Genomic DNA, 25,497 nt, shown 5'->3' with positions numbered 1-25,497 from the left:
CACCGAGCTTAAACCATGCCTTTCTCCTCCCCCTGGCGCGCTGACTTTCCTGCCATCGCCGCTCTGCAACGGCAAGGCCAGACCTATCTGGACAGCGCCGCCACTGCCCAAAAGCCACAAGCATTGCTTGATGCCCTGAATCACTACTACGCCAACGGCGCCGCCAATGTTCATCGCGCTCAACACTTACCGGGCGCACAGGCCACCCAGGCGTTCGAGGACAGCCGCAGCAACGTCTCGCGCTGGCTCAATGCGGGTGAATCCGGGCAGATCATCTTCACTCACGGCGCAACCTCAGCCCTCAACCTGCTGGCCTACGGGCTGGAGCACGGGTTTGAAGCAGGTGACGAGATTGTCATCAGCGCGCTGGAGCATCACGCCAACCTGTTGCCGTGGCAGCAATTGGCCCTGCGGCGGGATTTGAAGCTGGTTATTTTGCCGCTGGCAGACAATGGCTTGATCGATCTTGACGCTGCGGCTGAACTGATCGGCCCACGCACCCGACTGCTGGCGGTCAGCCAGCTGTCCAACGTGTTGGGCGCCTGGCAGCCGTTGCCTGAATTGCTGGCGCTGGCCAAGGCACGCAATGCGCTGACCGTCGTGGATGGCGCGCAAGGCGTGGTGCATGGTCGCCACGATGTTCAGTCGCTGGGCTGTGACTTCTACGTTTTCTCCAGCCATAAACTGTACGGCCCGGAAGGCCTTGGCGTGCTGTATGGACGCCACGCCGCATTGCCGCGCCTGAACCATTGGCAGTTTGGCGGCGAAATGGTCCTGACAACCGATTATCAGCAGGCCAGGTTTCGCCCTGCCCCGCTGGGTTTCGAGGCCGGGACGCCGCCGATCGCCAGTGTCATCGGCCTGGGCGCGACGCTTGAGTACCTGCAAGGCCTTGATCCTGCGGCCGTGGTCGACCACGAAGCGCGCCTGCACACCCTGTTGCTGGAAGGCTTGCGCCAAAGGGACGGTATTCGGGTGCTGGGCGAGCCGCAACTGGCGCTGGCCAGCTTCGTTGTCGAAGGCGTGCATAACGCTGATCTGGCGCACATGCTGACCGAGCAAGGCATCGCCGTGCGGGCCGGTCATCATTGCGCCATGCCGCTGCTCAAAAGCATGGGCCTGCCGGGTGCGATCCGCGTCTCTCTGGGGCTGTACAACGACTCGGACGATCTGGAGCGCTTTTTCAACGCCCTGGATCAGGCGCTGGAGCTGCTGCGATGACCTTGCCCGCCGACGCACAAATGGCACTGGACGTTTTCACTGGCCAACAAGGGTGGGAACAGCGCGCGCGATTGCTGATGCAATGGGGCGAACGCCTGCCGACACTGACTGACGACGAGAAAACCGACGAACACCTGGTTCATGGTTGCGAAAGCAAGGTCTGGCTGGTGGGTGATAAGACCGCAGGCCACTGGCAGTTTCGTGCCTCCAGCGACGCCAGGGTCATTCGCGGTCTGGTTGCAGTGTTGCTGGCGCGGGTCAACGGCCTTTCAGCGCCGGAATTACGGGGCGTAGACCTTGCAGACTGGTTCGATCAACTTGGATTGAGCCGCCAACTGTCGGCCTCTCGCAGCAATGGCTTGAACGCCGTGCTTCAGAAGATGCATCAAATCGCTGCCGTTTCTGACTGAGGAGGCGGCACAGACACAGGCTTGGCACGCTCCGACGGGCGGCGCGTCCCGGCAACGATCTTGTCCACAGCCTTGGTCGCCGCGACCATGCCGAACGTTGCCGTGACCATCATCACGGCACCAAAACCACCGGCACAATCGAGTTTGACGCCATCGCCGACAAAGCTCTTTTGCAGGCAGATGCTGCCGTCGGGTTTGGGGTAGCGCAGCTGTTCGGAGGAAAACACGCACGGCACGCTGTAATGGCGGGTCACCGTGCGGGAGAATCCATAGTCCCGGCGCAAGGTTGAACGCACCTTGGACGCGAGTGGATCATTGAAGGTGCGGTTCAGGTCGCAGACCTGAATCTGCGTCGGATCGATCTGCCCACCGGCCCCGCCGGTGGTAATGATCTGAATCTTGCGGCGCTTGCACCAGGCGATCAGTGCCGCCTTGGCATTAACGCTGTCGATGCAGTCCAGCACGCAGTCCAGATCAGAGGTGATGTAGTCGGCCATGGTGTCGCGGGTCACGAAATCCGCCACCGCGTGCACGGTGCAATCGGGATTGATGGCCCGCAGACGCTCCGCCATGACCTCGACCTTGGCCCGGCCCACGGTGCTGTCCAGGGCGTGCAACTGACGATTGGTATTGCTGACGCAGACGTCGTCCATGTCGAACAGGGAAATTTCGCCGACCCCACATCGGGCCATGGCTTCCGCCGCCCAGGAGCCAACGCCACCAATGCCGACGACCGCCACATGAGCCGCGCGCAGCCGTTCCAGGCCCTCGATGCCATACAAACGGGCGACGCCTGCGAAACGTGGATCTTCTGTGTTCATGACCAATACCCCGAAAACCGGCGCGCATTATAGGGCGTTGCGCCAGCCGGGGCATCCATATGGCGAGCGATTGGTCAGAAAGGCCCGAGCGCCCTGCTGCCTGAGCCACGGCTTGACATAAATTCCGGGCATGACTAAACGGCGGCCTCTGATCGCCGTTTTGCTTTAAGATAAGCGCCTTTTTCGCGTTCAAAGCCTTGCCACCGGAGTCCTGTACATGACGGCCCCAGCCGACCTCTCGCCCACGCTTCAACTTGCCTGCGACCTGATTCGTCGTCCTTCGGTAACGCCTATCGATGCCGATTGCCAGGCCGTGATGATGCAACGCCTGGGCGCTGCCGGCTTCAAGCTGGAGCCCATGCGCATTGAGGACGTGGACAATTTTTGGGCCAGCCATGGCAACCACGAAGGGCCGGTGCTGTGTTTTGCCGGGCATACCGACGTGGTGCCTACCGGACCGTTACAAGCCTGGCAGAACGATCCGTTCGACGCCTTGATCGACGCCGACGGCATGCTATGCGGACGTGGCGCCGCAGACATGAAAGGCAGCCTTGCCGCCATGCTGGTGGCGGCCGAACGATTTGTCGGTGATTACCCCGATCACAAAGGCTCCATTGCCTTTCTGATCACCAGCGACGAAGAAGGCCCGGCGCACCATGGCACCAAAGCCGTGGTGGAAATCCTCAAGGCCCGCAACGAGCGCATGGACTGGTGCATCGTTGGCGAGCCTTCGAGCACCACGCTGGTGGGCGATGTGGTGAAAAACGGCCGTCGCGGCTCCCTGGGCGCCACCCTGACCGTGCGCGGCAAGCAAGGCCACGTGGCCTATCCGCACCTGGCGCGCAACCCGATCCATCTGGCCGCACCGGCACTGGCCGAACTGACGGCCGAGCACTGGGATGAAGGCAATGCGTTCTTCCCGCCCACCAGTTTCCAGATTTCCAACCTGAACGCCGGCACCGGCGCCACGAATGTGATTCCTGGCGAGCTGGTTGCGGTCTTCAATTTCCGTTTCTCGACCGAGTCGACCGTCGAAGGCTTGAAGCAGCGGGTCACGACGATTCTCGACAAGCATGGTCTGGACTGGCACGTGGACTGGGCGCTGTCCGGCCTGCCATTCCTGACCGAGCCCGGCGACCTGCTGGACGCCGTGTCGGACAGCATTCGGAGGGTCACCGGTCGAGAGACCAAGGCGTCCACCAGCGGCGGCACGTCCGACGGTCGATTCATCGCCACCATGGGCACTCAGGTGGTTGAGTTGGGGCCAGTCAACGCGACGATTCACCAGGTCAACGAACGTGTGCTGGCCAGCGACCTCGACGTGCTGACCGACATTTACTATCAGACCCTGGTAAAACTCCTCGCATGATGCTCACTTGCCCGATTTGCTCGGCGCCGCTCAGTGCGGTGGACAACGGCGTTGCCTGCCCGGCAAATCATCGATTCGACCGCGCTCGCCAGGGTTATCTGAACCTGTTGCCGGTGCAACACAAGAACAGCCGCGACCCGGGTGACAATCAGGCCATGGTCGAAGCACGGCGCGACTTTCTCAACGCCGGGCACTACGCCCCGGTGGCTCGACGTCTGGCGGAACTGGCCGCGCAACGGGCGCCCATGCGCTGGCTGGACATCGGTTGTGGCGAGGGTTACTACACCGCGCAAATCGCCGAAGCCCTGCCCCAGGCCGACGGTTACGCACTGGACATTTCCCGCGAGGCGGTCAAACGCGCCTGCCGACGCAACCCGCAACTGACGTGGTTGATCGCCAGCATGGCGCGCATCCCGCTGCCGGATCAAAGCTGCCAGTTCCTGGCCAGCGTCTTCAGCCCGCTGGACTGGAACGAAGCAAAGCGTTTGTTGACGCCGGGCGGCGGGCTGATGCGAGTCGGTCCGACCCGCGAGCACTTGATGGAACTGCGCGAACGTCTGTACGACGAAGTGCGCGACTACGCCGATGACAAGCATCTGGCGCTGGTGCCCGAGGGCATGCAACTGGATCACAGCGAAACCCTGCGCTTTCAGCTCAGGCTTGTGGACGGCCAGGCTCGCGCCAACCTGCTGGCCATGACACCCCACGGCTGGCGGGCCAGCGCAGAGCGTCGGGCCGCAGTCATCGAACAGGCCGAGCCGTTCGAGGTCACGGTTTCCATGCGCTACGATTATTTCGTGCGCCAATAACTACCTGAATGAAGCGGCTTGGCGCATGCCAGGCCCTCCACTGAATCCGCGAATGGATTTTTCCACTTTCTGACGAGGCATCCATGCGCCAACCCGATATCGAAATTTACCTGAAAGACGCTGACGTCGATTACAAAGCCATCGCCGGTTGGCTCAGTAGCGCCATCGGCCCGTGCAGCGACTGGGTACAGAAAGGCCAGACCTGGAAGTGCAAGGCGGGCAACGTGCCCGTGACGTGGCTGCCCAAGGCTGTGGGCAAGTGGAACAGCCTGTACCTGGAAAGCGACCAGACGCCCTGGGAAGACGACATTGCCTGCGGCCGTGCGGCCTTCGCCGCCCTGAACGTCGAAGTACGCTGCGCCCCCGGTACCTGGGTCGAAGAAGAAAGCGACGAAACCGCTGACCGCTGGATACGCATCAGTGAAGAGGGTGAAGAAGAGATTACCTGGCGCACGGCGTGAGCTGAGCCGAGTGTCCAGGCCTGGATTTGCAGCTTGGACGGTGAGCGCGTTAATCCAGTAGCGGCGGTGCCGCACAGTCAGCTTTACGCTTTTACGGCGGCTTCTAAAACAAAAAGCCACTTTGTCCGGCCCTGCGTCGCAGGAGTTTTCCCGCCTCACTCCGTTGGAGCGAGGCTTGCCCGCGAATAGGCCGGTACATTCACCGGCTTCTTCGAACCTGAAACATCGCGTTCGCGGACAAGTCGGAACGCCGCCCGTTCGTTCCAACGAACCGAGGCCCATCTAAAAACTCGCTTCGGTTGTTGGTCCTGGCTTCTTCGTGCCTCGATTTCGCAGACACCGCCAAACGCGCGTCGGGACGCTAAGCGCAGGTGTCGTGGGGTTGGGTCGACCGGCAGGACGGAACGTCCAGACGCAGCACCGCCAAAACCATTGCCACCATCCGATCCGTAACCCACCCTCAACAAAAACATGCCAGACGAACCAGCGCTGGCGACCTACAAAGGACAGCGATCCGCCGTACTCACGATGGCGCCAGGTCAGCCGACAGACCCACCGCATGACACCGCCCTATCGCGAACCTGCTCATTCCTACAGACCCTGTGTGCAACCCCCACAACCTCTCTTTTGCCCTACCCCGCCAGATACGGCAAACTGGCGCCCTCGTGGGCTCCGCCCCTTTCTTCAGCAGATGCCGTATGACCCGTTCTCCGTTCCGCCGTTTTGTGTTCGGCACGCTGCGCCGATTGCTGTATCTCTGGGTGCGCTCCGAGACCATCAACCAATCCTCGTTCACCCTAAACCTGGACCGCAGTCGGCCGGTGTTCTACGCCTTGCAGTCGCCTTCATTGAGCGATCTGGCGGTGATCGACACCGAGTGCCGCAAGGCCGGGCTGCCACGGCCGGTGTTGTCGGTGTCTGTAGGCGAGTTGATCGAGCCTGCCGCGTTCTTTTACCTGACACCGGCACCCGACTGGTTGGGCCGTCAGGACAAACGCGGCGCGCCGCCAGCGCTGGAACGGCTGGTCAGCGCCGTGAGCCAGAACGCCACCGAAGATGCGCAGATCATCCCGGTCAGTGTGTTCTGGGGGCAGTCGCCTGACCGAGAGTCGAGCCCGTGGAAACTGTTGTTTGCCGACAGCTGGGCGGTGACCGGGCGTCTTCGGCGACTGGTCAGCATTCTGATTCTGGGTCGCAAGACAAGGGTGCAGTTTTCGGCGCCCATTCATCTGCGCGATCTGATCAATGAAAACAAGGGTTATGAACTGACCCTGCGCATGACCCGGCGTCTGCTGCGGACGCACTTCCGCAACCTGAAGACTGCGGTCATCGGCCCCGACGTGTCTCACCGCCGCAATCTGGTCAAGGGATTGCTGGACGAGCCGCTGGTCAAGCAGGCCATCCGGGAAGAAGCCGAGCGCGAGAAAATCCCTGAAGCGAAGGCACGAGAGCAAGCCCTGCGATACGGCAATGAAATTGCCTCGGACTACACCTACTCGGCCATCCGTTTTCTGGAAGTGGTGCTGAGCTGGTTCTGGAACAAGATCTACGATGGGGTCAAGGTCAGCCATATCGAAGGCGTACAGGAGGTCGCTCAAGGCCATGAAGTCATCTATGTACCCTGCCATCGCAGCCACATCGACTACCTGCTCCTTTCCTACCTGCTGTTCCGCAACGGCTTGACGCCGCCCCATGTCGCCGCCGGGATCAACCTGAACATGCCGGTCATCGGTAGCCTGCTGCGCCGTGGCGGAGCGTTTTTCATGCGCCGCACGTTCAAGGGCAATCCGCTGTATACGTCGGTCTTCAACGAGTACATGCACACCCTGTTCACCAAAGGTTTTCCGGTGGAGTACTTCGTCGAAGGCGGACGTTCCCGTACCGGGCGCATGCTGCAGCCCAAGACCGGCATGCTGGCGATCACCTTGCGCAGCTTCCTGCGCAACTCACGGATGCCTATCGTCTTCGTGCCGGTGTACATTGGCTACGAACGGGTACTCGAAGGTCGCACGTATCTGGGTGAACTGAGGGGTGCCACGAAGAAGAAAGAGTCGATTCTGGACATCTTCAAGGTCATCGGCGCGTTGAAGCAACGCTTTGGCCAGGTGTCGGTCAACTTCGGGGAACCCATCAAGCTGGCGCAATTTCTCGATTCGGAACAACCTGACTGGCGCCAGCAAGAGCTGGGGCCACAGTTCCGCCCCGCATGGCTGAACGAAACCACCAATCGCCTGGGTGAGCGTGTTGCCCAGCGCCTGAACGAAGCCGCGGCCATCAACCCGGTGAATCTGGTGGCGCTGGCTTTGCTGTCGACACAACGACTGGCCCTGGATGATCAGGCCATGGCGCGGATCCTGGACCTTTACCTGACACTGCTGCGCCGCGTGCCCTATTCGCCGCACACCACGCTACCCGACGGTGATGGCCGAGCCCTGATCGAACACGTGAAAGCCATGGACCTGCTGTCCGAACAAAAGGACGCGCTGGGCAAGATTCTGTATCTGGACGAACAGAACGCGGTCCTGATGACCTATTACCGCAACAACGTTCTGCATATCTTCGCCCTGCCCTCGTTACTGGCCAGCTTCTTCCAGAGCTCGTCGCGCATGAGCCGCGACCAGATCCTGCGTTACACCCGTGCGCTGTATCCGTACCTGCAATCTGAGCTCTTCATTCGCTGGCCCCTCGAAGAACTGGATGCGGTCGTCGATCAATGGCTGGAAGCGTTCGTCGAACAGGGCCTGCTGCGCTTCGAAAACGACGTGTTTCTGCGCCCTGCGCCCAGCTCCCGTGCGTTCGTGCTGCTGACGCTACTGTCCCGGGCCATTGCCCAGACGTTACAACGCTTCTACATGGCTATTGCATTGCTGCTCAACAGCGGCCAGAACACCCTGAGCGCTGAAGAGCTGGAAGACCTCTGCACGGTGATGGCGCAACGGTTGTCGATCCTGCATGGCCTGAACGCACCGGAGTTCTTCGACAAGAGCCTGTTCCGCCATTTCATTCAGACGCTTCTGGATCTGGGCGTCTTGCGCAAGGACGCGGGCGGCAAGCTCAGTTATCACCCCCTGCTGGGTGAACTGGCCGAAGGCGCCGCCAAACGGGTACTTCCAGCGGAGATTCGCCTGTCGATTCGTCAGGTCGCCCTGCATCGCAATGAAGATGTAACAGAAGCTGACCCGATCGAAGAAGTCCGCTAAATTCCGCGCACCTGGCGCCGGGACCGGACCGGCGCCAACCGATACATCGATACGGAGATCCGTGATGAAAAAACTGACGCTCTTTCTCATGACCGCCTTGCTCGGGGCGTGCAGCAGCTTTCAACCCGCCAGCCATGCCAGCCTCGACGGCGAAGTGTTCTACCTGCAGCGCATCGCCCTGCCACCTTCGGCAACCCTGAGTGTCGTCCTGCAGGACGTCTCACTGGCTGACGCGCCCGCCGTGGTGCTGGCGCGACAAAGCGGCCCGGTCAAAGGTCAGGTGCCTCTGCCCTTTCATCTGCAATACGACAGCAAGCAGATTCAACCCGGACACCGTTATGCCGTCAGCGCACGCATCGAGTCCGAGGGTCAGCTGTTGTTCATCAGCACCGAGCACTACAGCGTCAAGCTGGACGGCAGTGATCCACAGCCGCTGCGCATCCGTCTGAATCCGTCACGCTGAGTTCCTGATACCCTCACTCGCCGAGCGTCGACGTTAGAGCGGCGCGATTTCCAGGTTTTCTTAGAAAAGGATGCTGCCATGCTCCGCTCCCCGTTTACCGTTGCCAGCCTGTGCGCGGGTTTGCTGTTGTCGGCCAATGTGTTTGCCGCCTCCTTGAACGATCTGTCCCAGGCGGATGCGACAGGCGGCCTCAAGGACGCGCTGACCCAAGGCGCACAGATCGCCGTCAAGCAACTGGGCAAACCCGGCGGTTTCAATAACAACCCGGACGTGCGTATCGAACTGCCGGGCAGCCTGGGGAAAGTCGCCAAGAAAATGAAAAAATTCGGCATGGGCGCTCAGGTCGATCAACTGGAAGCAAGCATGAACCAGGCAGCAGAGGCGGCCATGCCGCAAGCCCAGGCGCTGCTCGTGGACGCCGTGAAAAAAATGACCGTGGCCGACGCCAAAGGCATCCTCAGCGGCGGCAAGGACTCTGCCACGCAATACCTGAGCAGCAGCAGTCGCGAACAGATTCGTATCAAGTTTCTGCCTATCGTCAAGCAGGCCACCGACAAGGTCGGGCTGGCCCAGAAATACAATGCGTTTGCCGGTCAGGCAGCGGCTTTAGGCGTTCTGGACACCAAAAGCGCGAATATCGAAGGCTACGTCACCGAACAGGCGCTTAACGGTCTTTTCGGAATGATCGCCAAACAGGAAGAAACCATCCGGGCCAACCCGGCAGCGGCGGCGACGAGCCTGGCGAAAAAGGTATTCGGGACGTTGTAAGCATGCCTGTGGGACCGGATTCATCCGAGGAGGCGTCGGTACAGCCGCTTCGATTGCGGCGTTTGTACCGGCCCTTTCGCGAATGAATTCGCCCCCACACACTCTACCCAATTGCGTTCTGGTCACTCTGCCTTCTTCACCCTGAACCACGCCGCATACAGGGCAGGCAAGAACAACAACGTCAGGGCCGTGGCGACGATCAGGCCGCCCATGATCGCCACCGCCATCGGGCCGAAGAACACGCTGCGTGACAAGGGGATCATGGCCAGCACTGCCGCCAGCGCAGTCAGCACGATGGGCCGGAAACGTCGCACCGTGGCCTCGACGATTGCCTGCCATTGATCCAGCCCGGCGGCGATGTCCTGTTCGATCTGGTCGACCAGAATCACCGAGTTGCGCATGATCATCCCCGACAAGGCGATGGTGCCCAGCATGGCCACGAAACCGAAAGGCTGATTGAACACCAGCAGAAACAGCGTCACGCCGATCAGCCCCAGAGGCGCAGTGAGAAATACCATGAACATTCGCGAGAAACTGCGGAGCTGGATCATCAGCAGGGTCAGCACCACCACAATGAACAGCGGCACACCGGCCTTGACCGAATTCTGTCCACGCGCCGAATCTTCTACGGTTCCGCCCACCTCCAACAGGTAACCGTCCGGCAGTTCATCGCGTACGCCTTGCAACGTCGGCATGATTTGCTGGACCAGCGTCGCCGGTTGCTCCTTGCCATAGATATCGGCACGCACGGTGACGGTGGGCAGGCGGTTGCGGTGCCAGATGATGCCTTCTTCGAAGCCGTACTCCAACGTCGCCACCTGGGATAACGCCACACTCGCGCCGTTATCGGTGGGCACTGCCAGGCTCGCCAGTGCGCCCAACTGCTGGCGCTCGTCGGCGGTGCCGCGCAGCAGGATTTCGATCAACTCGTCGTCCTCGCGGTACTGACTCACACTGGAGCCGGTCAGCGAGCTTCGCAGAAAACTCGACAGGCTCGCCGTTGTCACGCCAAGCGCCCTAGCGCGATCCTGATCGATATTAAGGAACACCACTTTACTGGGTTCTTCCCAGTCCAGATGCACGTTGGCCACATGGACGTTTTCCCGCACCTTGGCCGCGACCTGGCGGGCCAAGGTCCGAACCTCATCAATGTGCTCGCCGCTGATCCGAAACTGTATCGGATACCCCACAGGCGGCCCGTTCTCCAGGCGCGTCACCCGTGAGCGCAAGGTCGGGAACTGCTCGTTGAGGGTGCTGATCAGCCAGGTCCGCACGCTCTCGCGGTCCTCGATGGAGTTGGCCAGGACCACAAACTGGGCAAAACTCGCGGCCGGCAGTTGCTGGTCCAGTGGCAGGTAGAAACGTGGCGAGCCGGTGCCCACGTAAGAAACATAATTGTCGATGCCGTCGTGATCCTTGAGCATCTGCTCCAGACGCTTGACCTGTTCGGTGGTGTTGTTCAGCGACGCGCCTTCGGTGAGTTTCAGATCGATCATCAACTCGAGCCGACCGGAAGCCGGAAAAAACTGCTGGGGTACGAACTTGAACATCAGCACGGACAATACGAACAGCCCTGCCGTCAAAACGATCACGGTCTTGCGACGCCTGACGCACCAGCCCACAAGGCCGCGAACCCGCTTATAAAACGGCGTGCCATAAGGGTCCGGCTCACCCGCGCCGTGTTTGCGGGCATGGATTTTCGCCACGTCCGGCAACAGCCGCTCGCCCAGATAAGGCACAAACACCACGGCAGCCACCCAGGACGCGATCAAGGCGATGGTGACCACCTGGAAAATCGAACGCGTGTATTCACCCGTGCTGGATTGCGCCGTGGCAATCGGCAGGAAGCCCGCGGCCGTGATCAAGGTCCCGGTCAGCATCGGGAACGCCGTGCTGGTCCAGGCGAAGCTCGCTGCCCGGATGCGGTCATAACCCTGCTCCATTTTGATCGCCATCATTTCCACGGCGATAATGGCGTCATCCACCAGCAGGCCCAGCGCCAGCACCAGCGCGCCCAGGGATATCTTGTGCAGGCCGATCCCCAGGTAATACATGCAGGCAAAGGTCATCGCCAAAACCAGCGGGATCGTCAGCGCCACAACCATGCCGGTACGCATACCCAGAGAGAAGAAACTCACCAGCAAAACGATACCGAGCGCCTCGGCCAGCACCCGGACGAACTCGCCCACGCTGGTCTTTACGGCCGCTGGCTGATCGGACACCTTGCGCAGTTCCATGCCCGCAGGCAGGTTCTTCTGAATGCGGGAAAACTCGCTTTCCAGCGCCTTGCCCAACACCAGGATGTCGCCCCCGTCTTTCATGGCGACTGCCAGCCCCAAGGCGTCTTCGCCCATGAAGCGCATGCGCGGCGCCGGTGGGTCGTTGAAACCGCGATGCACCTCGGCAATATCGCTGATGCGCAGCGTACGGTCGCCTACGCGAATCGCAAAAGCGCGGATCTCTTCGACAGTCTGGAAGCGCCCGCTGACGCGCAGTTGAATCCGCTCGGAGGGTGTTTCGAAGAAACTGGTGGCGGCGACCGCGTTCTGCGCCTCAAGGGCCTGCTGCACGGCCGCCAGCGGCAGCCCAAGGGTCGCGAGCTTGACGTTGGACAGTTCGATCCAGATTTTCTCGTCCTGCAAGCCGATGAGCTCGACCTTCCCGACATCCTTGACCCGCTGAAGCTGCAACTGGATACGGTCGGCGTAGTCCCGGAGCACGGCGTAATCAAAACCCTTGCCTGTCAGGGCGTAGATGTTGCCGAACGTAGTCCCGAATTCGTCGTTGAAAAAAGGCCCCTGGATTCCAGGTGGCAGGCTCTGGCGGATGTCACCGATTTTCTTGCGGATCTGGTAGAACAGTTCGGGCAAATAAGCCGAAAACATGGCGTCCCGGGTCACGAACGTCACGGTGGATTCACCGGGGCGCGAGAACGAAACGATGCGTTCGTATTCCCCGGTCTCCATCAGCTTTTTTTCGATTCGGTCCGTGACCTGCAGCGCCACTTCTTCGGCACTGGCACCCGGCCAGCTCGTGCGGATGACCATGGCCTTGAAGGTAAACGGCGGGTCTTCACTTTGCCCCAGCTTGGTGTAGGACAGCGCGCCGACAACCGCCAGGACAATCATCAGGTACAGGACGATGTGCCGATTGCGCAACGCCCATTCGGAAAGATTGAAACGCATCCGTGCTTACTCCTTCGCCGCCAGTTTGACCGCGCGGTTTTCACGGTCCACCGGTCGTACCTGTTCACCTTCGTGCAGCACATGCACGCCTGCGGCCACAATCCAGTCACTGGCAACCAACCCTTCAAGCACAGGCACCGACTCTTGCCTGTAAGCCCCAAGCTTGACCGGCACGCGCTTGAGCCTGTTGTCTGCCTCGACACGCCAGACGTAATGGACGCCATTCTCGGAACTCACCGACGACAGCGGCACCGCCAGCGGGACGGCCTGTTCGGCCTGGATAAACACCTGGGCGCTCTGCCCCAGTTCCGCGGGCACCTTGCCACCGGCAAAGGCAATCCGCGCAGCAAAGGTGCGTGAGCGGGGATCGGCAGCGGGTGACAGTTCACGAATGCGGCCCGGGAAACGCTGCTCGCGCTGAGTCCACAGTTCCACCGCCACCGGCTGGCCGATCTTGAAACGAGAGAAATTCTGTTCGGGCAGGCTGATCAGCACTTCGCGCTCGCCATCGGCCGCCAGGGTAAAGACCGTCTGTCCCGCCGCAACCACCTGGCCAACCTCCACCAGACGCTTTGCGACCACGCCATCCTGAGGCGCGCGCAGCACGGCATAGCCGGTCTGGTTGTCGGCAACGGTCAGCTCGGCCCGGACCTGCTTGAGCCGCGCTTCGCCGGAGCGGTAGAGGTTTTCGGCGTTGTCGAACTGGGAATGGCTGACCATCTGCCGATCCATCAGTGTCTTGTAGCGATCACGCTCGGAGCGCACCAGCCGCAGGTTGGCTTCGGCCGCTGCAACCTGAGCGCGGATGGCTTCAAGCTGCAGGCGAACATCCTGGGCATCCAGCTCGGCCAAGGGCTCATTGGCCTTTACCCGCTGCCCCTCTTCGACCCAGCGCTTGCTGACCTTGCCAGCGATGCGAAACGCCAGCTCCGGCTCGAACCGCGCCCGGACTTCGCCGGGGTAGCTGTCCATGGACTGGGACGATGGCAGCGGTTGCACCACCATGGCCGGACGAACGGTCACCGGCTTGGCGACCTCTTGCCCACAGGCAGCAAGCAGCGCAATCAAACCGACAGGCAGCGTGAGGGTAAGCAAGAAAGACAGGGCCCTGCGTGACATGGTGGCAACACCTTCGCAATTGAGGCTTGGAATAATTGTACTGGCGAGTATATTAAAAATTATCAAACTCACCAGTACATTATTAAACCACCCATGCCCAACCGTTTATTACCGCACTCCGGCCCCGGCCGCCCCAAGGATCTAGCCAAGCGCCAGGCGATTCTCGACGCGGCGAAAAATCTGTTCATCCGCAAGGGTTATGTCAGTACCAGTATGGATGCTGTCGCCGCAGAGGCGGGCGTGTCCAAACTCACGGTCTACAGCCACTTCAACGACAAGGAGACACTGTTCTCTGCGGCGGTGGTGGCGCGCTGCGAAGAGCAGATGCCGGAGTTGTTCTTTGATCAGCACAGCGAGTTGCCCGTCCAGACCCTGCTATTGAACATCGCCCGCAGTTTCCAGGCGCTGATCAACAGCCCGGAGTCCATCGAGCTGCACCGTCTGATGGTGACGTTGGGCACCCAGGATCCAGCGTTGTCGAAAATCTTCTTCGAAGCCGGGCCTCAGCGGATCCTTCAGGAAACCGAACGCTTCCTCGGACGCCTGGAAAAAACCGGGGAGCTGCAATTCGATTCAGCGAGGACGGCGGCCGAGCATTTTCTCAGCCTGATCAAAGGCGCCTGCAACTTCCGCCTGATGGTGGGCTGCGGCGAGATGCCCGACGCGGCCAGCGCCGAGCAACATGTGCGGGATGTCGTGGAGTTGTTCATGCGGGCTTACCGGATTTGATTGCCCATTGCGTTGGGTGCAAACGCAGTCATTCGTCCGGTTTGGCAGCCGCCTTCAAGGCCTTTTTCGGGTAAATGTCGTACCGGCTGGATTTACCGTCCAGCGCATAACCCGGCTTCGGACCGTCGATACACGGCGCCTTGCGCGGACGCTTGACCACGACCCGATGGGTCGCCAATGCCAGCGCAGCCTCAAGCAAAGCCGGGGCATCCATGTCGTCGCCCACCAAAGGCCGGAACAGGCGCATCTCTTTTTTTACCAGAGCGGTTTTCTCCCGATGCGGGAACATCGGATCAAGGTAGATCACCTGCGGCGGCTCGCCTTCCCAGCTGCGAATCAGCTCAATGGCGTTGCCCGTCAGCAGGCGCATCTGGCCAATGATCGAACCCACTTCCCGGTCTTGTCGCCCACGCTGCAGTCCATCTTCAAGCAACGCCGCAATGATCGGCTGGCGCTCGATCAGGCTCATTTCACAGCCCAGACTGGCCAGGACAAATGCGTCTTTGCCCAACCCTGCCGTGGCATCCAGCACCCGGGGTCGAACGCCGGGCTGAATGCCCACCGCCTTGGCGATCATCTGCCCGCTGCCACCGCCGAACAAGCGCCGATGGGCCACAGCACCTTCGACAAAGTCCACGCGCACCGGCCCCGGCGCGTCATCGCCCAACTGCTGCAACTGCAAACCCTCATCGGTGACTTGCAGGGCGAAATCAGCCTCGGCGTCCTGTAACGGCAAACCCAGGCGCTGCGCCCATTGCACAGCCTGATCCTGCCCATTGCTTGCCAGGGCCTGGACCCGAATGCGGCTGCCCGCTGGTTGCTCACTCATTGCGTCCACACACTCAAAAATTGTTAATGATCGGCAGAATCGGCCGATAACGAAGTATCAGGCATTTTGCCAGACCCACGACGTGTACTGATCGCTATGTCAGATATTCCGCAAACATCCATAGGCTACTTATCCCACACGGGTGACTTTAGCCTGCGTAATTCCCGAGCACTGGGTAGCGTTACCCAGCTCTGGTCGGATGCATTTGCCCGTGCGATGGCTGAACAGATCGGTGACATCCCTGATGCCCCTGCAGAATCCACCGCCCTTGTCACGGATATCGCCACGGGCGAACCCGTTGGCGGGGCCCGCACGCTGGGCAAGATCGTCGAGCAGCGGGCCTGCCCGGTTGCCGAAGTCCAGCGCAAGCCGCCTGAGCCGCTGTTCCTGCCCATTGCCGAATTTGAGCTGGATTTGCTGCCGCCGCCCAACGAGCCTTTCAGCGTTGACGAACTGATTGCTCAGCAACGCCACTTCGAGTTCGACAGCAACTGGGTCCGCCCGACCGTGCTCAACCCTTACAACGACAGCGTCATTCCAGGCCCTGGCCCGGAGCCACGCCCACTGCACTTGCCTATCGCCGAGTTCGAATGGGATCTGGCCGACAAACCGACGTTGCCGCTGGACGAAGCCACGGTGATTGCGCAACAGCGTCAGTTTGACTACGAAAATGGCTGGGCACGCCCGATTGTGCTGCAAAATCTGCGCATGGCCGCCTAACGGCAGACACTCCACCGCCCCATATCCAGATGGAAGTGATTGCGATGGGCGGCATTGTAGTCCGGTCCTAACACCGTATTGAAATTCCGGCAGGCGCCGTCGCGTACCTGGCGCAAAAACCGACCTTTATCCCCCGCGTCGTTCCAGTCCGCCACCACACTGATCCGCCGACCATCGGCCAGACGAAATCCGGCAATGTCCAGCGCATCGGCCGTGGCGTGCTGGCTCAAGCGACCTTCGCTGCGGTTGTAGACATTGCGGCACGCGAAGCTGCCCAGGTGATCGATGCGCGCCACTTTCTGCCCGAAGACGGCCTGAGCGGCGGGCTGCAAGGTGTGTACATCAAACAGCGCGTAGGCCACCGCCAGACGGCAACTGGCGAGAAAGCTGTTACTCAGGGCCACGTCACCGCCCTGCACGCGCACCGCATTTTGCAGCGGGCAGGCCGCAGACGGATTGCTGTCGGCCTGGCGGCTGAACTGCAGGCTTGACGTGCTCAGCGCCTGCTCACACAACTGCGGATCATTCCGAACACGTGACAGCTTGTACGGCGTCAGGAAGTTCGGTTCGGCGCGGATGTCCAACGGCGCCCATGGGTTGTAAGCGTTCGGCACTTCAATCCAGCCACGCCACACGGCCGCCACCGCCGCGCCACACACCAACAGCACCATGAGCAAGATCGCCGAGCCACGCATCATTAGCCTTTGAATAACGCGTTGAGCTGATCGAACGGCATCGCCTGATCGGCATAGCTGAACGTGCCTAACGTGCGAATCTCTTCTGCCGCCCGATACAGCCCGCCAAAGGCCGCACGGGCCAGGGAAGAGCCGACACTGATGCGCCGCACTCCGCAGTCGCTGAGCTCTTGAACGCTAAGGGTCACGCCACTCAAGCCCATCAAGACGTTGACCGGACGCGGGGCAACGGCACGCACCACCGCGATGACCTGTTCACGGCTGCGCAGGCCTGGCGCATACAGCACGTCCGCGCCAGCATCGGCATAAGCTTCGAGCCGTCGTAACGTGTCGGCAAAATCCAACCGGCCGTTGAGAAGGTTCTCGGCGCGGGCGGTAAGCATGAACGGGAACGGTAAACCGCGGACCGCCTCAGCGGCCGCCCTGACCCGCTCGACCGCCAGGTCGAAATCGTAGATTGGATTGTCCGGGTTGCCGCTGGCGTCTTCGATGGAACCACCCACGATACCGGTCTGCGCCGCTTTGAGCAGGGTTTCAGCGCACCCTTGCGGGCTGTCGGCAAAGCAGTTTTCCAGGTCGGCCGCCACGGGCAGATCCGTCGCGGCAGCGATGGAGCGAATGTTTTCCAGCGCCTCATCACGGCTGATCGCGCCTTCGGCGTCGGCCCGCCCTAGCGCAAAGGCCAGCCCGGCACTGGTGGACGCAAGGGCTTCGAAGCCCATGGACGCCAACAGCTTCGCGGAGCCTGCGTCCCAGGGATTAGGGATGACAAAAGCGCTGTCGCGCTCATGCAATGACTTGAACATCAGGGCGCGTCGCACTTGATCGGCATCCATGGGCATGTCCTGCTCAGGTTGATTGTCGAGGCCGTCATAAGCCCACATCTTCAGACCTTAAAGCAAGCCCAGTTGCTGCACCGGCGGTGCGCGATCCAGCTCCGGAAGGCTCGGCAAGCCTGGCAGACGCGCCATCAACCGTTGATGAAAGCGCTGGGCCAGCAATGGCGCCTGGATATTGTCCGGCGTGTGCAGAAACACGTAAGGCGTGCGGCCCTCTTCAATCCAGCCAGCGACTTTCTCGACCCACTGCAGCAGAAACGGTTCGTTGGCATCCAGCACAGGATGGCCGATCAGGCGCACTTGCGGGAATTGAGTCAAGGCCGCAGGCCGGGGCGGCACCTTGGGCTTTTTCGACTGAGCATGCAGGACGGCCGGATCGGTGGAAACGCAGCTGAACAGCGGGCGTGAATCCAGGCAAATGCGCTCCACGCCGCGATCCAGCAATAAACGATTGAGCGCGCGCTCATCCTCGCCCCTGTCGAAAAAACCGTGATTGCGCACTTCCACCGCCAGCGGGCATTGCATCTCATCAATGAAGGTTGCCAGTTCACCCAGCCGCCCGGGTGTAAAGCTCGACGACAACTGCAACCAGAACGGCTCAATGCGCTGCCCTAGGGGCGCCATCAGCCGAATGAAATCCTCGGCGGCGCGCAGGTGCAGGCGCAAATCGCCCTCATGGCTGATGTCCCGGGGAAACTTGGCGGTAAAGCGAAAGTGCTCGGGCAAGACGTCAGCCCAGCGCTGCACAGTGGCTGCTGCAGGGCGCGCATAGAATGTGGTGTTGCCTTCTACCGCGTTGAAGACCTGTGCATACAGCCCAAGCAGTTCATTGGGGCGGGCATCTTCCGGGTACAGGAATTCGCGCCAGGCGTTTTCACTCCAGGACGGGCAACCAAGGTAGTAAGGCGGGTGGGGAACGTTCAAACGTGCAGATCGAGGCCCGAGACTTCAAGATCCCATTCGACAAAACTCGCGGTGGTCAGGTAACTGGCCAGGGCATTGGCAACGCGGCTGCTCATGGAGCGCGGGAAGATGATGTCTTGTGGACGAGCCGGGACGTTGGCGGTGGAACCGGTTTGCGCCCCGCCTGCCGATTTTGCAGTGTTTTGCTCTGGCTTTTGCGGAACATCAATATCGCCTTCCACTTCTTCGAAGGTGCCCTCAACCGTCGCGGGCGTTTTCTGCGGCCTGCGCTTGATGGGGGTGGAGCGATATGAGGGTCCGTCTACGCGCATGTGTGCTTACTCGGCATCTTATAGTGGCAATTTAACGTTACGAACAAGCACTTAGCAAATGTCCGAATGTTAACTAGACCACACATATTCTAAAAGTTTGGCACCTGCGGGCGGTTTGAGGGATCTAGGCGATGAAAGGTGCAAACCGTTTTTCTGACGCCATAGACTTGGCGAAAGACCCGGTGAAATCCGTCCAATAACTAACTCTAACGTGCCTTGGGCGTCGCCACTTTGTCACGCAGGTAAACCGGCTGGGCCTCGTCAGCGATGATGGCTTCACCGCGATGCCAGGCGAAGGTGGCCAGGGTCAGCAGGTCTTGGGCATGGGGCAGCAGACTGGCGTCGTGACCGATCAGTTGCACAGGAATGCGTTGTGCGTAGCCCCAGCCCGTACCCGACCCGAACCACTCGCCGCTGGCATCGGGCGGCAAGGCCGCGAGCTCCGGCGCCAGTACGGCTTCGCTGCCGAGCAGACGCATTTCACCCGCCACTTCCCGATAGCAACCCCAGTACACCTCGTCCATGCGGGCATCGATGGCTGATGCCACCTGACGGGCGCCCTGTTCGCGCAACGCCCGTTGCGCCAGCACGGCGAGATTGGAAACCGGCAATACCGGACGATCCAGCGCAAAGGCCAGCCCCTGGACCACACCAATGGCGATCCTGACACCGGTGAACGCGCCCGGCCCACGTCCGAATGCGATAGCGTCCAGTGCCGACAGGCCGATCCCGGCCTCAGCCAGCAAGGTCTTGATCATGGGCAACAGGCGCTGGGCATGCAGGCGCGGAATCACCTCGTAGTGGCTCAGTACCTTGCCGTCATGCAGCAAAGCAACCGAGCAGGCTTCAGTGGCGGTGTCCAGGGCCAGCAAGGTGGTCATCGGTGTATCCGTCGTGGGAAAAAAGTGGCGCATTATAAACGACAAACGGCCCGCAAGCGGGCCGTTGTTGACTCAAGGACGCTATCAGCTCAGAGCAGCGAGCACCTTGGCGGTGATCTCTTCTACAGAACCGACACCTTCGATACGGCTGCACTTGGGCTTGCCGTTTTTGGCTTCGAGATTGCTGTAGAACTCCACCAGCGGCTTGGTCTGCTCGTGATACACGCTCAGGCGATGACGCACGGTCTCTTCAATGTCGTCCTTGCGTTGCAGCAAAGGCTCGCCGGTGACGTCGTCGATACCTTCGACCTTTGGCGGATTGAAGATAGTGTGGTAAATGCGGCCCGAACCTTCGTGAACGCGGCGACCGGACATGCGCTTGACGATTTCTTCGTCATCAACCGCGATTTCCAGGACGGCGTCGATTTCCAGACCCGCCGCCAGCAAGGCTTCAGCTTGCGGAATGGTGCGCGGGAAACCGTCAAACAGTACGCCATTGGCGCAGTCAGGCTCGGACAGACGATCCTTGATCAGGCCGATGATCAGGTCATCGGAGACCAGACCGCCGCTGTCCATGACGCTTTTGGCTTTCAAACCCAGCTCAGTGCCGGCCTTGACCGCTGCGCGCAGCATGTCGCCTGTCGAAACTTGCGGGATACCGAATTTTTCGGTGATGAATTTTGCCTGAGTACCTTTACCGGCCCCGGGAGCTCCCAGCAGAATCACGCGCATCGATGTGCTCCTCAAATTTTTTATATGGAATCGTCGGATTCGCCACTACAGGACCAATCTCTAAAAAGTGTTTAAAGCCGAAGAATGGCCAAAGGCTGATCAAGATACACAGCCGACACAGGTGGCACAAGCCGCCGAAAGTAGCAGTAACCCTCGTCCCGATGGCGGTTGCAAGTGGCTGCGCCAAGCCGTGCGGGCATGCGTAACCGCAGGCTCGCAACGCTTGTCGCCATGGGCTGCACAGGCAATCGCCGGCAGCCCACCCCGCTAAAAAACATCAACCGGTATTGCGCAGACCGGCCGCAATACCGGCTACAGACACCAGCAGTGCTTGCTCCAGAGGACTGTCCAGGCTCGCCTCGCGGCTACGCGAACGGGCCAGCAGTTCGGCTTGCAGCAAATGCAGCGGGTCCAGATAGGTGTTACGCAGGCTGATGAATTCCAGCGTGGCCGGGCTGTGCGCCAATAACCGGGACTGCCCCGTCAGGCCCAGTACCACCGCACACGCCTGCGACAATAGGTCGCGTAAATGCGTACCCAAATGTTGCAACCCCGGCTCCACCAGACGCTCGTCGTACAGCCGGGCGATGTCGCTGTCGGCTTTGGCCAGGACCATTTCCAGCATGTCGATGCGCGTCCGGAAGAACGGCCAATGCTCGCGCATCTGCGCCAACACGTCGCCCTCGCCCCGCTCCAGCGCTTTGCTCAAGGCCGATTCCCAGCCCAGCCAGGCCGGCAGCATCAGTCGGGTCTGGGTCCAGGCAAAGATCCACGGAATGGCGCGCAGGCTCTCCACGCCGCCGGCACGCCGCTTGGCGGGACGGCTGCCCAGCGGCAAGCGGCCCAATTCCTGTTCGGGCGTCGCCTGGCGGAAGTACTCGACGAATTCAGGGTTTTCGCGCACCACCGCGCGGTAGGCTTTGACGCCATCATCCGCCAGGTGATCCATCATCGTGCGCCACGCGGGTTCCGGCGGCGGCGGTGGCTGCAAGGTCGCTTCCAGCACGGCGGCCAGGTACAGATTAAGGTTTTGCTCGGCGATCCCCGGCAGACCGAACTTGAAGCGAATCATCTCGCCCTGTTCGGTGGTGCGGAATCTACCGGCAACCGATCCCGGTGGCTGAGACAGAATGGCCGCGTGGGCCGGTCCGCCGCCGCGCCCGACGGTGCCGCCACGGCCGTGGAACAGCAGCAGTTCGACTTGTTGCTCCCGGCAGATATCCACCAGTTTTTCCTGGGCCCGGTACTGCGCCCAGGCGGACGCCGTCGTGCCTGCGTCCTTGGCGGAGTCGGAATACCCGATCATGACTTCCTGCGGCCCGTGCAGGCGGGCACGGTAGCCGGGCAGGCTCAGCAGTTGCTCGATCACCGGGCCGGCGTTATCCAGATCCGCCAGGGTCTCGAACAGGGGCACCACGCGCATTGGCCGCAACAGTCCCGCTTCCTTGAGCAGCAACTGCACGGCGAGCACATCAGAAGCCGCACCGGCCATGGATATCACGTAGGACCCTAAAGACGCCGCTGGCGCCGCGGCCACTTCCCGGCAGGTGGCAAGGACTTCGGCGGTGTCCGCGGCCGGTTTGAAATGGCTGGGTAGCAGCGGGCGACGATTATTCAACTCCCGCAGCAGAAACTCGATACGGGCGTTCTCATCCCAGTCCTGATAACGGCCCAGGCCCAGATAATCGGTGATTTCCGTCATCGCGGCGGTGTGTCGACTGGAATCCTGACGCACATCCAGACGCACCAGAAACAACCCGAAGGTCACCGCGCGACGCAAACAATCGAGCAGCGGGCCGTCAGCAATCACGCCCATGCCGCACTCATGCAGCGATTGATAGCAGAGCAGCAATGGATCCAGCAGCTCACGGTTGTCGCTCAGCACGGTATCCGGAATCGGCTGGGTGACGTGCAGCGATGCCTGGGCCCAGTTGCGGGTCGCCCGCAGGCGATCACGCAATTGTTTGAGCACCGCCCGGTAAGGTTCGGCGTTGTCCCCCGCATGCGCGTGCAGAGCGTCGCTGGCCTGTTGCATGGAGAGCTCGGCCGCCAACTGGTCGATGTCACGCAGGTACAGGTCTGCCGCCATCCAGCGCGCCAGCAAGAGAACTTCGCGGGTGATCGCCGCCGTGACATTCGGATTGCCATCGCGGTCGCCGCCCATCCATGAGGCGAAGCGGATCGGCGCGGCCTCCAGCGGCAGGTGCAGGCCGGTGGCAGCCTGCAAGGCATGGTCGGCCTTGCGCAGGTAATTGGGCACGGCTTGCCACAACGAATGCTCGATGACCGCAAAGCCCCATTTCGCCTCGTCCACGGGCGTCGGTCGGGTGCGACGGATTTCTTCGGTGTGCCAGGCCTCGGCGATCAAGCGTTGCAAGCGCGATGTGATCTGCTCGCGCTCTTGGCTATTGAGGTCGCGGTGATCCAGTGACGCGAGTTGCGCGGCGATGGCGTCGTACTTCTGGATGAGCGTGCGGCGGGCGACTTCGGTCGGGTGCGCGGTCAGGACCAGTTCGATCTCCAGTTTGCCCAATTGCCGCGCCAGGGCTTCCGGGGAATGGCCAGCGCCTTTCAAACGGTCAAGCAGCTCTGGCAGCACCCGAGACTCAAACGGTTGCGGCTGGGCGTCGTCACGGCGGCGGATCAACTGGTATTGCTCAGCGATGTTGGCCAGGTTGAGAAACTGGTTGAAGGCCCGCGCCACCGGAAGCAGTTCATCCTCCTCCAGGGCGTTCACACTGGCGTTCAGCTGTTCGGCACCCGCTGCGGAGCCGCGTCGACCCGCCTTGGCGCCTTTACGAATGCGTTCGATCGTGTCGAGAAACTCCGCGCCACGCTGCTCGCGAATCGTGTTGCCCAAAAGCTCACCCAGCAGGTGAACGTCCTCGCGCAAACGTGCATCGATATCGGCCATCGTTCCCTCTCCCAGCGTTTTTGTATGGGCGTTGTCCAGCTCGCTACCGTCACAACCGAACACGCGTGCAGAAATCTGATGGGCCAACAGTGCACCAAAACCCTGTGACTCGACAAACCCCAGATACGCAACAACCGTTTGCCAGGATCCAGCTAATCTCAACGGAGAGCCATCTGCTAAGGGCTCGTTATTCGATCATGCCTGCCCACACAGGCCAATGAAGGGGTCTCTATGAAAATCCGTGAGCTCGCCAGCCACTGGGAACAAAACGCCAAAGGCCGCCTGACCAAAACCCGCTATGCGATCCACCTGGACGTGGAGTCCGCTGCGCGGTTGGCGGCCCTGACCGAGATGTACCCAAAGCGCCAACCCGAAGAGCTGCTGGGCGAACTCATCGGCGCGGCGCTGGAAGAACTGGAAACCAGTTTTCCCTACGTGAAGGGCCAGCATGTGGTGGCGACCGACGAAGAGGGCAATCCGCTCTACGAAGATGTCGGGCCCACGCCACGCTTCCTTACGCTGTCCCGCCGCTACCTGCATAACCTTGACGACCCACTCGCTGAACCGTCCTGATTTCATCTTTATTTTCCACCCTCCAACTCGTCCACAGCCCTTCGCCGATACCGCCTGTCGGTGCTTTTGGGTGCCTTATAAACACCGTCAGTTTTCAGGCACTCGTTAAAAAAACCTGAACTATTCAAAAACTGCATGGGTCCGAGCCATTAGCCATTACAGAAAAAGCTTACGGATAGCAGATGGCTTGGCCACCGCTACCTCGCGCGCTTCAGTCTTAAGCATCACTGTCGTGGAAACCAAGTTTTCAGGAGTTACACAATGGAGTCGCATACCATGAATACCCTTACTGCCAAATCCAAGTTCAAAGGTTTGAAACTGGCCGCATTGGCCCTCGGCGCAAGCTTCGTGCTCGCCGGTTGCGCAGGCAACCCGCCTAGCGAGCAGTACGCAGTCACTCAGTCAGCCGTTAACAGCGCCGTCAGCGCAGGCGGTACTGAGTACGCAGCGGTTGAAATGAAGTCGGCCCAGGACAAGCTCAAGCAGGCTGAACTTGCCATGCAGGAACAGAAGTACGACGAGGCACGCCGTCTGGCTGAGCAGGCCGAATGGGACGCACGAGTAGCCGAGCGCAAGGCTCAGGCCGCTAAAGCTGAAAAAGCCGTTCAGGATGCTCGTCAGGGCGTTAACGAACTACGTGAAGAAGGCATGCGCCAAGTGCAACCGGCACCGGCTCAATAACACCTGCTTTTCATGCATTTCGAATCGATTTAAAGGACGAGACTACTATGCGCAAACAATTGATGATCCCTGCCCTGCTGGCCATGAGCGTTGCTCTCGCTGCTTGCTCCACGCCGCCTAACCCTAATCTGGAACAGGCGCGTACCAATTTCTCCGCGCTGCAAAGCAATCCGAAGGCTACCCAGGTCGCAGCCCTTGAAACCAAGGACGCCAGTGACTGGCTGGACAAAGCTGAAGCCGCCTATCGCAACAAAGATAACGAGAAGAAAGTCGATCAACTGGCTTATCTGACCAATCAGCGCGTTGAAGTCGCCAAGCAGACCATCGCCCTGCGCACCGCTGAAGAAAATCTGAAGGGTGCCGCTGCCGCGCGCGCCCAGGCTCGCCTGGATGCCCGTGACGCCCAGATCAAGGCCCTGCAAAACAGCCTGAACGCCAAGCAGACCGAACGCGGTACCCTGGTGACGTTCGGCGACGTGTTGTTTGACCTGAACAAAGCCGAGCTGAAAACCAGCGGCCTGACCAACGTCAGCCAACTGGCCAAGTTCCTGCAGGACAACCCGGATCGTAAAGTGATTGTCGAGGGCTATACCGACAGTTCGGGTTCGGCTGCGTACAACCAGTCGCTGTCCGAGCGCCGTGCCAACTCCGTGCGCATGGCTCTGGTACAGATGGGTGTTGATCCAGCGCGCATCGTCGCTCAGGGTTACGGCAAGGAATACCCGGTTGCCGACAATACCAGCGCTTCGGGCCGTGCCCAGAACCGTCGCGTGGAAGTGACCATTTCCAACGATAACCAGCCGGTAGCTCCTCGCTCGTCGATGAAGTAAACCGCTGACGCAA

General features: G+C 60.9%; 24 protein-coding genes. 13 read left to right on the top strand and 11 right to left on the bottom strand.

Annotated features, from left to right (window positions below; all coding sequences use genetic code 11):
- The first annotated feature begins 15 nt into the window (after window positions 1-15).
- Together ACP7B0_RS10840 and ACP7B0_RS10835 are read left to right on the top strand one after the other, a co-directional pair.
- Complete coding sequence (locus ACP7B0_RS10840; protein WP_426141296.1) at window positions 16-1,221, top strand: aminotransferase class V-fold PLP-dependent enzyme; 1,206 nt, start codon at window positions 16-18, stop codon at window positions 1,219-1,221.
- Complete coding sequence (locus ACP7B0_RS10835) at window positions 1,218-1,631, top strand: SufE family protein (protein WP_426141295.1); 414 nt, start codon at window positions 1,218-1,220, stop codon at window positions 1,629-1,631. The genes ACP7B0_RS10840 and ACP7B0_RS10835 overlap by 4 nt, the downstream gene beginning before the upstream one ends.
- Here ACP7B0_RS10835 and tcdA read toward each other — a convergent pair.
- Window positions 1,607-2,452: a tRNA cyclic N6-threonylcarbamoyladenosine(37) synthase TcdA gene (tcdA, locus tag ACP7B0_RS10830; protein ID WP_426141294.1), complete on the bottom strand. Its 846-nt coding sequence runs from the start codon at window positions 2,450-2,452 to the stop codon at window positions 1,607-1,609. The two genes, ACP7B0_RS10835 and tcdA, sit on opposite strands and share 25 nt — an antisense overlap.
- 217 nt (window positions 2,453-2,669) lie before the next feature.
- Here tcdA and dapE point away from each other — a divergent pair, with 217 nt between their 5' ends.
- The 6 genes from dapE to ACP7B0_RS10800 all read left to right on the top strand — a co-directional run bounded on the left by dapE (window position 2,670) and on the right by ACP7B0_RS10800 (window position 9,522).
- Window positions 2,670-3,821 (top strand): succinyl-diaminopimelate desuccinylase, encoded by a 1,152-nt coding sequence (dapE, locus tag ACP7B0_RS10825; protein ID WP_426141292.1) that lies wholly within the window; start codon window positions 2,670-2,672, stop codon window positions 3,819-3,821.
- Entirely contained in the window at window positions 3,821-4,630 is an 810-nt protein-coding gene (locus ACP7B0_RS10820) for a putative RNA methyltransferase (protein WP_426141560.1), read from the top strand. Before dapE ends, ACP7B0_RS10820 begins: the two co-directional genes overlap by 1 nt.
- Before the next feature lie 83 nt (window positions 4,631-4,713).
- Complete coding sequence (locus tag ACP7B0_RS10815; protein WP_426141291.1) at window positions 4,714-5,091, top strand: hypothetical protein; 378 nt, start codon at window positions 4,714-4,716, stop codon at window positions 5,089-5,091.
- 698 nt (window positions 5,092-5,789) lie between these two features.
- Window positions 5,790-8,291 carry a glycerol-3-phosphate 1-O-acyltransferase PlsB gene (gene plsB, locus ACP7B0_RS10810; protein WP_426141290.1) on the top strand — a complete coding sequence of 834 codons (2,502 nt, stop codon included), beginning with the start codon at window positions 5,790-5,792 and terminating at the stop codon, window positions 8,289-8,291.
- A gap of 64 nt (window positions 8,292-8,355) precedes the next feature.
- Complete coding sequence (locus tag ACP7B0_RS10805; protein ID WP_426141288.1) at window positions 8,356-8,754, top strand: YbaY family lipoprotein; 399 nt, start codon at window positions 8,356-8,358, stop codon at window positions 8,752-8,754.
- A 78-nt stretch (window positions 8,755-8,832) separates the two neighbouring features.
- The gene (locus tag ACP7B0_RS10800) at window positions 8,833-9,522 is read left to right on the top strand and encodes a DUF4197 domain-containing protein (protein ID WP_426141287.1); all 690 of its coding nucleotides are present in this window, start codon (window positions 8,833-8,835) and stop codon (window positions 9,520-9,522) included.
- Window positions 9,523-9,644: 122 nt separating this feature from the next.
- Here the strand turns inward: ACP7B0_RS10800 and ACP7B0_RS10795 are convergent, their stop codons facing one another.
- Window positions 9,645-12,707, bottom strand: a complete 3,063-nt coding sequence (locus ACP7B0_RS10795; protein WP_426141285.1) for an efflux RND transporter permease subunit — start codon at window positions 12,705-12,707, stop codon at window positions 9,645-9,647.
- A 6-nt stretch (window positions 12,708-12,713) separates the two neighbouring features.
- On the bottom strand, window positions 12,714-13,826 hold the full coding sequence (locus ACP7B0_RS10790) for an efflux RND transporter periplasmic adaptor subunit (protein ID WP_426141284.1): 1,113 nt from the start codon (window positions 13,824-13,826) through the stop codon (window positions 12,714-12,716).
- A 93-nt stretch (window positions 13,827-13,919) separates the two neighbouring features.
- Here ACP7B0_RS10790 and ACP7B0_RS10785 point away from each other — a divergent pair, with 93 nt between their 5' ends.
- Entirely contained in the window at window positions 13,920-14,555 is a 636-nt protein-coding gene (locus ACP7B0_RS10785; RefSeq protein ID WP_426141283.1) for a TetR/AcrR family transcriptional regulator, read from the top strand.
- A gap of 28 nt (window positions 14,556-14,583) precedes the next feature.
- Here ACP7B0_RS10785 and ACP7B0_RS10780 read toward each other — a convergent pair whose 3' ends face one another.
- Window positions 14,584-15,384, bottom strand: coding sequence for a class I SAM-dependent methyltransferase (locus ACP7B0_RS10780; protein WP_426141281.1), 801 nt, complete (start codon window positions 15,382-15,384; stop codon window positions 14,584-14,586).
- Between the two features lie 96 nt (window positions 15,385-15,480).
- On the opposite strand from ACP7B0_RS10780, the gene ACP7B0_RS10775 reads away from it, so the two are divergent.
- A complete protein-coding gene (locus tag ACP7B0_RS10775; RefSeq protein ID WP_426141280.1) occupies window positions 15,481-16,104 on the top strand; it encodes an energy transducer TonB in 624 nt (207 codons plus the stop codon).
- Here the strand turns inward: ACP7B0_RS10775 and ACP7B0_RS10770 are convergent.
- From ACP7B0_RS10770 to ppc, 7 genes are all read right to left on the bottom strand, one after another.
- Entirely contained in the window at window positions 16,101-16,799 is a 699-nt protein-coding gene (locus tag ACP7B0_RS10770) for an extensin family protein (RefSeq protein ID WP_426141558.1), read from the bottom strand. The two genes, ACP7B0_RS10775 and ACP7B0_RS10770, sit on opposite strands and share 4 nt — an antisense overlap.
- A 2-nt stretch (window positions 16,800-16,801) precedes the next feature.
- Complete coding sequence (locus ACP7B0_RS10765) at window positions 16,802-17,635, bottom strand: isocitrate lyase/PEP mutase family protein (protein ID WP_426141557.1); 834 nt, start codon at window positions 17,633-17,635, stop codon at window positions 16,802-16,804.
- Between the two features lie 57 nt (window positions 17,636-17,692).
- Window positions 17,693-18,562, bottom strand: a complete 870-nt coding sequence (locus ACP7B0_RS10760) for a DUF72 domain-containing protein (RefSeq protein ID WP_426141279.1) — start codon at window positions 18,560-18,562, stop codon at window positions 17,693-17,695.
- Window positions 18,559-18,873, bottom strand: a complete 315-nt coding sequence (locus tag ACP7B0_RS10755; RefSeq protein WP_426141278.1) for a hypothetical protein — start codon at window positions 18,871-18,873, stop codon at window positions 18,559-18,561. Before ACP7B0_RS10755 ends, ACP7B0_RS10760 begins: the two co-directional genes overlap by 4 nt.
- 206 nt (window positions 18,874-19,079) lie before the next feature.
- Complete coding sequence (gene tsaB / locus ACP7B0_RS10750; RefSeq protein ID WP_426141277.1) at window positions 19,080-19,754, bottom strand: tRNA (adenosine(37)-N6)-threonylcarbamoyltransferase complex dimerization subunit type 1 TsaB; 675 nt, start codon at window positions 19,752-19,754, stop codon at window positions 19,080-19,082.
- 84 nt (window positions 19,755-19,838) lie between these two features.
- Complete coding sequence (gene adk, locus ACP7B0_RS10745; protein ID WP_426141276.1) at window positions 19,839-20,486, bottom strand: adenylate kinase; 648 nt, start codon at window positions 20,484-20,486, stop codon at window positions 19,839-19,841.
- A gap of 277 nt (window positions 20,487-20,763) precedes the next feature.
- Window positions 20,764-23,400, bottom strand: coding sequence for a phosphoenolpyruvate carboxylase (gene ppc / locus ACP7B0_RS10740; protein WP_426141275.1), 2,637 nt, complete (start codon window positions 23,398-23,400; stop codon window positions 20,764-20,766).
- Between the two features lie 231 nt (window positions 23,401-23,631).
- On the opposite strand from ppc, the gene ACP7B0_RS10735 reads away from it, so the two are divergent.
- The 3 genes from ACP7B0_RS10735 to ACP7B0_RS10725 all read left to right on the top strand — a co-directional run bounded on the left by ACP7B0_RS10735 (window position 23,632) and on the right by ACP7B0_RS10725 (window position 25,484).
- A complete protein-coding gene (locus ACP7B0_RS10735; RefSeq protein ID WP_426141273.1) occupies window positions 23,632-23,973 on the top strand; it encodes a pilin assembly protein in 342 nt (113 codons plus the stop codon).
- 261 nt (window positions 23,974-24,234) lie between these two features.
- The gene (locus ACP7B0_RS10730; protein WP_020289509.1) at window positions 24,235-24,654 is read left to right on the top strand and encodes a DUF4398 domain-containing protein; all 420 of its coding nucleotides are present in this window, start codon (window positions 24,235-24,237) and stop codon (window positions 24,652-24,654) included.
- Between the two features lie 47 nt (window positions 24,655-24,701).
- A complete protein-coding gene (locus ACP7B0_RS10725) occupies window positions 24,702-25,484 on the top strand; it encodes an OmpA family protein (RefSeq protein ID WP_426141272.1) in 783 nt (260 codons plus the stop codon).
- Window positions 25,485-25,497 lie beyond the last annotated feature (13 nt).

Source organism: Pseudomonas sp. DWP3-1-2, from assembly GCF_049896285.1.
Lineage (GTDB): Bacteria > Pseudomonadota > Gammaproteobacteria > Pseudomonadales > Pseudomonadaceae > Aquipseudomonas.
This window is presented reverse-complemented; position numbering and strand designations above follow the sequence as displayed.

What these genes read in the sequence shown, in the direction of transcription:
- ACP7B0_RS10755 (WP_426141278.1), bottom strand. Translation starts at nt 18,873, where the DNA reads ATGCGCGTAGACGGACCCTCATATCGCTCCACCCCCATCAAGCGCAGG.
- ACP7B0_RS10730 (WP_020289509.1), top strand. Translation starts at nt 24,235, where the DNA reads ATGGAGTCGCATACCATGAATACCCTTACTGCCAAATCCAAGTTCAAA.
- ACP7B0_RS10790 (WP_426141284.1), bottom strand. Translation starts at nt 13,826, where the DNA reads ATGTCACGCAGGGCCCTGTCTTTCTTGCTTACCCTCACGCTGCCTGTC.
- ACP7B0_RS10770 (WP_426141558.1), bottom strand. Translation starts at nt 16,799, where the DNA reads ATGCGTGGCTCGGCGATCTTGCTCATGGTGCTGTTGGTGTGTGGCGCG.
- dapE (WP_426141292.1), top strand. Translation starts at nt 2,670, where the DNA reads ATGACGGCCCCAGCCGACCTCTCGCCCACGCTTCAACTTGCCTGCGAC.
- tsaB (WP_426141277.1), bottom strand. Translation starts at nt 19,754, where the DNA reads ATGACCACCTTGCTGGCCCTGGACACCGCCACTGAAGCCTGCTCGGTT.
- ACP7B0_RS10835 (WP_426141295.1), top strand. Translation starts at nt 1,218, where the DNA reads ATGACCTTGCCCGCCGACGCACAAATGGCACTGGACGTTTTCACTGGC.
- ACP7B0_RS10820 (WP_426141560.1), top strand. Translation starts at nt 3,821, where the DNA reads ATGCTCACTTGCCCGATTTGCTCGGCGCCGCTCAGTGCGGTGGACAAC.
- ACP7B0_RS10805 (WP_426141288.1), top strand. Translation starts at nt 8,356, where the DNA reads ATGAAAAAACTGACGCTCTTTCTCATGACCGCCTTGCTCGGGGCGTGC.
- ACP7B0_RS10800 (WP_426141287.1), top strand. Translation starts at nt 8,833, where the DNA reads ATGCTCCGCTCCCCGTTTACCGTTGCCAGCCTGTGCGCGGGTTTGCTG.
- ACP7B0_RS10765 (WP_426141557.1), bottom strand. Translation starts at nt 17,635, where the DNA reads ATGGATGCCGATCAAGTGCGACGCGCCCTGATGTTCAAGTCATTGCAT.
- ACP7B0_RS10785 (WP_426141283.1), top strand. Translation starts at nt 13,920, where the DNA reads ATGCCCAACCGTTTATTACCGCACTCCGGCCCCGGCCGCCCCAAGGAT.
- ACP7B0_RS10780 (WP_426141281.1), bottom strand. Translation starts at nt 15,384, where the DNA reads ATGAGTGAGCAACCAGCGGGCAGCCGCATTCGGGTCCAGGCCCTGGCA.
- tcdA (WP_426141294.1), bottom strand. Translation starts at nt 2,452, where the DNA reads ATGAACACAGAAGATCCACGTTTCGCAGGCGTCGCCCGTTTGTATGGC.
- adk (WP_426141276.1), bottom strand. Translation starts at nt 20,486, where the DNA reads ATGCGCGTGATTCTGCTGGGAGCTCCCGGGGCCGGTAAAGGTACTCAG.
- ACP7B0_RS10815 (WP_426141291.1), top strand. Translation starts at nt 4,714, where the DNA reads ATGCGCCAACCCGATATCGAAATTTACCTGAAAGACGCTGACGTCGAT.
- ACP7B0_RS10795 (WP_426141285.1), bottom strand. Translation starts at nt 12,707, where the DNA reads ATGCGTTTCAATCTTTCCGAATGGGCGTTGCGCAATCGGCACATCGTC.
- ACP7B0_RS10840 (WP_426141296.1), top strand. Translation starts at nt 16, where the DNA reads ATGCCTTTCTCCTCCCCCTGGCGCGCTGACTTTCCTGCCATCGCCGCT.
- ACP7B0_RS10725 (WP_426141272.1), top strand. Translation starts at nt 24,702, where the DNA reads ATGCGCAAACAATTGATGATCCCTGCCCTGCTGGCCATGAGCGTTGCT.
- ACP7B0_RS10735 (WP_426141273.1), top strand. Translation starts at nt 23,632, where the DNA reads ATGAAAATCCGTGAGCTCGCCAGCCACTGGGAACAAAACGCCAAAGGC.
- plsB (WP_426141290.1), top strand. Translation starts at nt 5,790, where the DNA reads ATGACCCGTTCTCCGTTCCGCCGTTTTGTGTTCGGCACGCTGCGCCGA.
- ppc (WP_426141275.1), bottom strand. Translation starts at nt 23,400, where the DNA reads ATGGCCGATATCGATGCACGTTTGCGCGAGGACGTTCACCTGCTGGGT.
- ACP7B0_RS10775 (WP_426141280.1), top strand. Translation starts at nt 15,481, where the DNA reads ATGTCAGATATTCCGCAAACATCCATAGGCTACTTATCCCACACGGGT.